6 protein-coding genes, 1 rRNA gene and 1 riboswitch are annotated in these 6,194 nt (G+C 39.5%); of the genes, 2 read left to right on the top strand and 5 right to left on the bottom strand.

Annotation, left to right across the window (positions count from 1 at the left end):
• A 23S ribosomal RNA gene (locus tag J7E63_RS10040) occupies nucleotides 1–316 on the top strand; the annotation flags it as partial.
• Nucleotides 317–976: 660 nt separating this feature from the next.
• Here J7E63_RS10040 and J7E63_RS10035 read toward each other — a convergent pair.
• From J7E63_RS10035 to J7E63_RS10015, 5 genes are all read right to left on the bottom strand, one after another.
• Nucleotides 977–1,651, bottom strand: coding sequence for a response regulator transcription factor (locus tag J7E63_RS10035; protein ID WP_215011551.1), 675 nt, complete (start codon nucleotides 1,649–1,651; stop codon nucleotides 977–979).
• A gap of 147 nt (nucleotides 1,652–1,798) precedes the next feature.
• On the bottom strand, nucleotides 1,799–2,485 hold the full coding sequence (locus J7E63_RS10030) for a PspA/IM30 family protein (protein WP_215011549.1): 687 nt from the start codon (nucleotides 2,483–2,485) through the stop codon (nucleotides 1,799–1,801).
• Between the two features lies 1 nt (nucleotide 2,486).
• Nucleotides 2,487–2,900 (bottom strand): hypothetical protein, encoded by a 414-nt coding sequence (locus tag J7E63_RS10025; protein ID WP_215011547.1) that lies wholly within the window; start codon nucleotides 2,898–2,900, stop codon nucleotides 2,487–2,489.
• Between the two features lie 165 nt (nucleotides 2,901–3,065).
• The gene (add, locus tag J7E63_RS10020; protein ID WP_215011545.1) at nucleotides 3,066–4,061 is read right to left on the bottom strand and encodes an adenosine deaminase; all 996 of its coding nucleotides are present in this window, start codon (nucleotides 4,059–4,061) and stop codon (nucleotides 3,066–3,068) included.
• 71 nt (nucleotides 4,062–4,132) lie between these two features.
• Nucleotides 4,133–4,233: riboswitch (purine riboswitch) on the bottom strand.
• Nucleotides 4,234–4,322: 89 nt separating this feature from the next.
• Entirely contained in the window at nucleotides 4,323–5,213 is an 891-nt protein-coding gene (locus J7E63_RS10015; protein WP_168245907.1) for an acyl-ACP desaturase, read from the bottom strand.
• Between the two features lie 332 nt (nucleotides 5,214–5,545).
• Here J7E63_RS10015 and J7E63_RS10010 point away from each other — a divergent pair, with 332 nt between their 5' ends.
• Entirely contained in the window at nucleotides 5,546–6,190 is a 645-nt protein-coding gene (locus J7E63_RS10010) for a hypothetical protein (protein ID WP_215011543.1), read from the top strand.
• Nucleotides 6,191–6,194 lie beyond the last annotated feature (4 nt).

The following is a 6,194-nucleotide window of genomic DNA, read 5'->3' as shown; positions in this document are numbered from 1 at the left end:
AAAGGCGTAGGCGATGGACAACAGGTTGATATTCCTGTACCACCTCTTTATCGTTTGAGCAATGGGGGGACGCAGGAGGATAGGGTAAGCGCGCTGTTGGATATGCGCGTCTAAGCAGTTAGGCTGAGAAGTAGGCAAATCCGCTTCTCGCATAAGGCTGAGCTGTGATAGCGAGGGAAATTTAGTACCGAAGTTCCTGATTCCACACTGCCAAGAAAAGCCTCTAGCGAGATAAAAGGTGCCCGTACCGCAAACCGACACAGGTAGGCGAGGAGAGAATCCTAAGGTGAGCGAGAGAACGCAAATCCGCTTCTCGCATAAGGCGATGGCGATACCCAAAAACAATATGCCTATTGCTATCAGAATCAGCAATAGAGAGCGGAATAACTGATACGTAAATGTAATATCTTTTCCCACGTACAATTGCCCAATGAATTGACCTTTTTCGTAAATGGCTCGACTTGTAATTATTAGCCGAATATCTTTAGGTGCCTCACGCGGATGAAAGCCCCCCTTCATTCCCCTTCCGTTTGAATTTCCTTTATCATGCAGTGTTTCCTTTCGAATTTCTCTTACGTTTTGAAATCTTCCATTTATTAGCTGCAGTAAATCAGAGCGCAAGCGGGGATCCGATTCATTCCCCATGATGATTTCTCCTTTAGAATTAACCACATAATAAAAGAACTGATTGACTCCAGCAAACACCAACTCTTGGTCTTCCATTCCTTGTAGATCATTCTGTTCATTTTTTAATAAATAACTTTCAATGAAATTTGCTTCCTGATTCACTAGTGATTGAAGTTCTCGTTCCTGGTTGTTTAGGATAACAACGTGTAGGACGATAAAAACGATCGTAATAAAAAGGACAAGAAAGAGCATGAGCAGTCCACCATACATGCGTGTTAATCGGCCTTGTGTGCTCTTAAAAATATCTTTTTCACCAAGGTTCGTGAATGTCTGTATGAATGAACTAAATTTAGTTACCAAACTTATACCCTACCCCTCTGATGCTTTGAAGCAAATTTTGTTTTCCGAAAGATTGGAGTTTCTTTCGGATTAATTTGACTGTCGCATCAATGGTTTTAGGGGCTACCTCTGAATCAAAGCCCCAGATTCGCTCAAGAATTACCTCGCGCGGCAGGACCTGTCCCTTATTTTTCACCATTAAATCTAATAACTGAAATTCACGAGGGCTTAGTTGAATTTCCTCTCGATCCAAACGTACAATATGGCTCTTCCGATTCAGAACCAATCCTTGAATTTGGATTTCGTCCTCCAAAATGGGTGCATAATTCCGGCGGGAAAGTGCACGCAGCCGAGCTAAAAGTTCGTCAATTTCGAAAGGTTTGACAAGGTAATCATCCGCACCAGAATCTAATCCCTCGATTCGGTCACCAACGGTATCTTTGGCGGTTAACATCAGAATTGCACCCGAATAACCCTGTTTACGCAATCGGCTGCAAATTTCTACACCCGTCCCATTTGGCATCATCCAATCCATGATTACTACATCGTAGTGAGCAGATGTGGCGTAATAGTAGGCATCTTCTCCGTCTACTACCCACTCAACCTGGTATCCGCCCTTCTTTTTAAGCATATAAACGATCAATTCCCCGAGACGTATATCATCTTCTGCTAATAATATATTCATGGTATGAACCCCTTTTGAGATTGATTTTTAGATGAATCTATTCATCTCTAGTAACACAAATCTAGCATCGCAACCTTAAAGTTTACTTAAGAAAAGATAATGATAAAAAAATGAAGCACCCTAAATAATGGGTGCTCCTTCCTCGTCCTATTTTACGATTTCTTCTAATTGCAGTACTTTTTCATTTTTTAGCTTTTCAAGTTCCTTATTTAATTCTTCTTCGTTTACAAAGTTGCTGTACGCCGCTTCATACTGGGCTAACGGTGCGGAAAACTGCTGACCAGCTTGTACCTCTGCTTCCATCATTAAAATCCGTTCTTCCGCACGGGCCACACGTCTAGTAATGTTGTCAGTTTGGAAGGACACCGTTGCATTTTGAATCTGCTTCATCGTCTGCGCCACATTCGCACGGGATGCTAAAAGGATTTTCTTATGCTGCATTTGGTTATAGGTGTCTTTCAGCTCATTTAATTTTTCGATAAGAATTTGAGTTTGGGCTTTAACCGCTTCATTTTGTTGCTTGTATAGGTCTAGCTGCTTTTCATGGACTAGTTTCTCTTGCACCGCTAACTTCGCGATTCCATCCTCACCCTGTTCAATCGCTAGTTTCGCTTGACGCGTACGCTTTGCTACCAATCCTTCGGTTTCCAAAATGAGAGCAGCTTGTTTATTCTCCACAAAAATTTGACGAGACAAGGCATTCTGGCCTTTTAGAATTTCTTGCTCCATTTCTCGTGAATATTCATTTAACATCGAAATTGGATCCTCGATTCCATCTAGTAACCCATTGATTTCTGCCATCGTTATCGTCTTTACTCTTTTAAAAATACCCATTTTACACATTCTCCTTTTTATTGGTTAAATTTTTTTCCCATGTATCTAAAATACTTGCATTTTGATTTATTACCGGTATATGTGAACCCACTGGTGTGTTAATAAATTGTTTCATCGATGAGGCCTTAGCCTTCTTTCTAAACCATCTCACTAAGAGAACCAAAACAGCTAGTCCAATTAGAAGACCGAGCCAAGGAAATCCTCCGCCGTGGTGCGGTCCGTTCATAACCTGGTGAGAACCAAAACCACCTTGTTGTCCCATGGCCCCTCCAGGTCCAGGGCCATGTCCGTGCGGTCCATTCGCATAACTACTATGACTATGGCCTCCAAATAAATAGTGGAGAACATTGACCACCAAAATCATGGCGGCGATTCCCACGCCCCAGAAAATACCTTTTTTCACTTTCGTATTCATCTCTCTTTCCTCCTTTCTACTTGATACCTGAAGTCTAATAAAGAATAGTGAAAACTTGGTGAAAGCCTGTCCCGTTTTTAAAAATTTTTCAAAATAAAAGAAAAGGTGTCAGGCACCATGTGAAAAATTCACATGGTGCCTGACACCTTTCATTCTACTTTTTTCTCAGGGCATAAATTTTTTTAGCATTTCCTTTGTTTCGGAATCGGCAAAGCATGCTTCGACACTATTAATGTAAATTTGCTTATAGTCATTTTCATTTATATTGAATTCTTTAAATACGATGTTACATTCATTCGCCATTGTAGTATCTGAAACGGTCCGGTTGTCCGTATTAACTGTTACCTTGATACCATCCTTATGAAACTGATAGATTGGATGTTCACTAAACTGGTTCACTGCTTTTGTTTGCACATTACTGGTTGGGCACATTTCAAGGACGACATCTTTTTCCTTCACAATGTTGTATGCTTCAGCACAATCCTTTATGAATACGCCGTGTCCAATTCTCTCTGCGCCCAAAAGTTCAACTGCCTCTAATACATTCTTCCCTATGCCTGTTTCACCCGCATGGATCGTAACTCTATAACCATATTCTCTGGCCAAGGCGATCGGTTCTACGAATCTTCCACAAAATCCTTCCTCTTCCGATGCACATAAATCGATGGCCACTACACCTTCTCCAAGGAATTTCTTCCCCTTCTCAACGACCTCAAAGGCACGGTCCGCAGACATCGTTCTCATACAGGAAAGAATCAAGTTGCCCTTTATATCAAATTGCTTTTCAGCATCCTTCATTCCAGCTAAGACGCTTTGAATGATATCTTCAACGTCTAATCCCCCTGCTGTATGAAGGAGTGGCGCAAATCTTACTTCCATGTATTTTACATTTTCCCGGGCCGCATCCTCAAACAGTTCAAAGGAAATCCTTCTAAGATTTTCCGCTGACTGCATAACTAAATTAGGAATAGAAAATTTCTCTAAATATTCATCAAGGGATTTACAATCTAATGGAGCAATGAGCTCTCCTTTAATCTCGTCTATGTTCATAGAGGGTAAACTGATACTCTCACTCTTTGCGATATCAATGATTGTTTCAGGTCTTAGACTCCCATCTAAATGGCAGTGAAGTTCAATTTTGGGTAAGGTTGCGAAATTCATGTGGATCTTTCCCTCCTAATTTTTGTTTGGTAAAAAAGTAAAAAAAAAATTCCTGATTACGAAGAAAATACACATCCATGTACCTTCTTCGTAATCAGGAATTTATTGGTTCCTGGTAGAGACCTCCAAACCATATCATTGGAGTTATACGAAATTTTCATTAAATTATTATTGCTTAAGAATAATAAATCTTATTTTTATTGTCAAGCGTTTTAGTTTCGATTGAATAGGCAATATTTTCCCTTTTTATTTGGAAGTAACTTATTTATTTTTATAAAAACGATCTCTTACTCTTTTCAACCGGGCGTGATAATTTAGAATGTCGAGTCTAGCTTTTTCTGCTTCTGGTGCAATCGGTCTTAATTTTTCCAACTCCCAATAATCAACAATCACATCTAAAACTTGATCAAAATATTCCAAAGGGCCGTAGTTTGCTTCTTTTGCTATAATGGCCATGCGATCTTCAAAATCAGGCATTACTGTTCCAGGCATTTGAAAATTCTTAATAACATGTCCTAAATGATAACAGTAATTGGGTTCTAGTTGCAGATGGAATTTAATCACGTCCCTGTAAAAGGCATAATGCAACGTTTCATCCTTTGCCAGTCGGCGAAGCAAACTTGCTAAATCCTTATCATGCGAACCAGCTACTTTGGCAACATTATTATAAAAAACCATGGTTGCCAGTTCTTGTAACGAGGTATAAACCATGGTTTCAAAAGGCGTATGGTAATCAGGATTCCAGCCATTCTCAACCGTTTGTTTGTGTAATTGGTGGAGTCGCTTCGGATCTACATTGCGTGTAATTAATAAATACGTTTCAATCAAGTTTGAATGCTGATCTTCTTCCGCAGTCCAAGTATGGACAAAATCTTTAATAACCGTTAAAGAACCTTTAAACGTTTGATCGAGATGCGAGGTAAACCATGGCAGGTTAACTTCGGTTAAAAGGGCGGTTTCAACCGCAGTAATAATGGATGGCGGCAGTGTGACCTGACTTTCGTCCCAGGGAACACGTCGAAAATCCATTGCCTTATCCCATGGTAGGAAATCATGGTAACCCCAATCTATTTTTTCAGACCGTTTTTTATGTTCTTCATATAAATCAATAAGTTTAGGCTCTAACCTAAAGTCCAAATCATTCGTTAACATCATAATCCCCCGTTGTTGTAAAAATTTATTTAGGTTTCCTGACAAGCGCTATTTCCAAATTTGAAATATAGGACCACTTATAAATCCCTCATAAAATCTGTAAAAACAATTAGTTTAATATCTGATATTAGTACCTACTACCAATTATATTATAGCACACTATTCTGAATTTATCTAATGAAGGGATTCTTAATATTCTCAGGTGTCAGGCACTCTATTCATGACGAAGATGCTGAATCTTACAATTTCTTTACATTCTTTTAACACCAGCTTAAGAAAAAATTCTCTATTCCCTTATACAATAAAGTAAATAATATCTTTGGAGGGATTGGATGAAAATTACCGTTGCTGGAGCAGGATATGCAGGGCTAGTCACAAGTGCTTGCTTAGCAGAATTAGGGCATATGGTGACATGTATAGACATTAAGAAAGAGAAAATTGACATGCTCCAAAATGGACGTTCTCCGATTTTTGAGCCTGGTCTTGAGTCTCTTTTAGAAAAAAACCTCCATAACGGTCAACTGAATTTTACAGAGAGCCATCACCAAGCCTATTCAGAGGCTGAAGTTATTCTTATCGCGGTCGGAGCACCCAAAAAGCCTGATGGGTCACGGGATTTAAAATACATCCATGTAGTTTCACACACGATTGCTCACTATATCGAAAATGATGTAACTGTATGTACAATAAGCACGGTTCCAGTCGGTACAAACAATCTGATCCAAGAAATTATTAATAGAAGCAAACCCCCGAACCTCCAAGCAAACGTGGTCGCTAATATCTGGTTTTTTCGGGAAGGTTCTGCAATCCGAGATTTTTTCCAAGGTGACCTAATCGTAATTGGAACCAATCATCCTGAAGCAGCAATCATAATGGAAAAAATTTATCAACCCTTGAAAATCCCGCTAATAATAACGGACATCCGAAGTGCTGAAATAATTAAAAACGCATCAAAGGCAGAGGGGAATAGACAATGATAAA

The sequence above is a fragment of the Bacillus sp. ISL-75 genome, from assembly GCF_018613095.1.
The sequence above is the reverse complement of the archived record's forward strand: the minus strand, read 5'-3'. Positions and strand labels throughout refer to the sequence as shown.